This window comes from Vibrio nigripulchritudo ATCC 27043 (assembly GCF_000222685.1).
In the GTDB taxonomy this organism is placed as follows: domain Bacteria; phylum Pseudomonadota; class Gammaproteobacteria; order Enterobacterales; family Vibrionaceae; genus Vibrio; species Vibrio nigripulchritudo.
Genome location: NZ_AFWJ01000195.1, coordinates 1 through 1,704, shown reverse-complemented (window position 1 = coordinate 1,704; position 1,704 = coordinate 1). Strand labels below are relative to the sequence as shown.

Genomic DNA, 1,704 nt, shown 5'->3' with positions numbered 1-1,704 from the left:
GCATGGAGTCAGCGTAATCAGGCTAAAGGTGTTTTGCAGCCTGGCGTAGGTGGCAGACATACTACCAATTACATCTCCTTCGATTAAAAACGACTTCACCGATTCCTTCCCCTCGGCAGTAACATAATAGGCTTTCAACATGCCTTCCTGAATGATGTACATGCTGCCGTCGGAGTCACCTTGTCTGAACAGGTGCTCTCCTTCTTCTTTAATTACTTCTGTTCCGTACTTTTCTACAAACTCAAAAAAATTCATCGCTTTTAACCCGGGTTAACGCTGACCCTATCCAAACGCTCTAAAGTCCTTTTCAGAAAGACTAACTTAATAACCTGAAAGGGAGAAGTTCATGGAGCTAACGAATAAAAAAATAGTGATTACAGGGGGAACCTCTGGCATTGGGCTTGACGTTGTTAAGTCACTTGCAACCCGCAATGAGGTGATCGTTATTGGGCGAGATTCCGCAAAGCTGTCCCAGATTGAATCAAGCCTTAACGTAAAAACCTATCAGGCTGAGTTGTCTGACATTGCTTCAGTTGAATGGGTTGCCAGTGCAATATCAAATGAACATCCGACCATTGATGTGTTGATCAACAATGCTGCCGTTCAGTTTACCCCTAGCTTTATTAGCTCAGATTTTCGTTACGAAAATATCCAGAAAGAGATCACCACAAACTTTACTTCCATATGCTGCCTAACGTCGCTGCTACTGCCTTCGCTGATGTCATCCGCTTCAGCTGTGGTTCTCAATGTTAACTCCGGGTTAGGTTTAATGCCTAAAACGACGTCTGCGGTTTACTGTGCGACAAAAAGCGCACTCAATTCATTCTCGCAATCGCTTCGGTATCAGTTAGAAGGCACTAACGTAAGAGTGCTCCAGGCGTTAATGCCTCTAGTGGAAACCAAAATGACCGATGGGCGAGGGAGCGGAAAACTCACCTCGGAAGACGCTGCCCAAAGGCTGATTAGTGGAATCGAAAGACAGATCGAAGATAACGACATAGGCAAAGTGAAAATGCTTCGTTGGTTAATGCGTTTATCACCCAACGCCGCCGCCAATCTAATGAAGAGAGCGTAAAGATGAACAAGAAAACCGTAGCAATAGGAGTCGGGATCATGAGTGCTATATTTGAAGCGAATAGTGTAGAGATTGAAGTGACGGGTATCGAAACCAGCCGGGGAGGCAATGTCATTGTGTTTATCTTTGGAGAGCAGGGGTTCCCGAAAAAACATGAACAAGCCCTGCAAAGGCAAATCAAAACGGAGCTTAAGCCAACCATGACTTTTGAGTTCGAGATCCCTCAGCAAGAGATCGCCATCAAGGTGCTGCACGACGAAGACCAGAACGGAAAGGTCACTAAAAACTGGACAGGCATTTACCCCGCTGAAGGGCTTGGATTTTCAAAGGAACAGAAAATCACGTTAACGGGTGCTCCGATTTATCGAAAATCCCGCTTAGAGCGCGAAGAGTTCAGCTCTGGTGTTTCAATTCAAGTTGTTTATCCATAACAGGAGAGTAAAAAATGAAAGCACTCATCCGAATCATGTTTGTTGTGGCATTAGCGTTTGCCTCTACCTTCATTATTTTAAAAGTCGCTGGAGTTTTGAGTGTCGAGCAGATCGAAGGTTGGCTAACCTATGCTCAGTCGCTATCTCCTATTTACGTGGGGCACAACGTATTGTTATTGTTCGCCGATCTGTTTGTTG

The 1,704-nt window shown here is 45.0% G+C and carries 3 protein-coding genes and 1 pseudogene; 3 read left to right on the top strand and 1 reads right to left on the bottom strand.

Annotated elements, in window-relative coordinates; translation table 11 throughout:
- Positions 1-255 (bottom strand): Crp/Fnr family transcriptional regulator (locus tag RH89_RS14850; RefSeq protein ID WP_004403555.1); only part of this gene is annotated, 255 nt, incomplete at its 3' end.
- 91 nt (positions 256-346) lie between these two features.
- Here RH89_RS14850 and RH89_RS14845 point away from each other — a divergent pair.
- The 3 genes and pseudogenes from RH89_RS14845 to RH89_RS14835 form a co-directional block, all read left to right on the top strand.
- Positions 347-1,075, top strand: a complete 729-nt coding sequence (locus RH89_RS14845) for an SDR family oxidoreductase (protein ID WP_004403553.1) — start codon at positions 347-349, stop codon at positions 1,073-1,075.
- A gap of 2 nt (positions 1,076-1,077) precedes the next feature.
- Positions 1,078-1,506, top strand: coding sequence for a DUF2141 domain-containing protein (locus RH89_RS14840; RefSeq protein ID WP_038146197.1), 429 nt, complete (start codon positions 1,078-1,080; stop codon positions 1,504-1,506).
- A gap of 14 nt (positions 1,507-1,520) precedes the next feature.
- Positions 1,521-1,704 (top strand): annotated as a pseudogene (locus RH89_RS14835) (TVP38/TMEM64 family protein); the annotation flags it as partial.

What these genes read in the sequence shown, in the direction of transcription:
- RH89_RS14845 (WP_004403553.1), top strand. Translation starts at nt 347, where the DNA reads ATGGAGCTAACGAATAAAAAAATAGTGATTACAGGGGGAACCTCTGGC.
- RH89_RS14840 (WP_038146197.1), top strand. Translation starts at nt 1,078, where the DNA reads ATGAACAAGAAAACCGTAGCAATAGGAGTCGGGATCATGAGTGCTATA.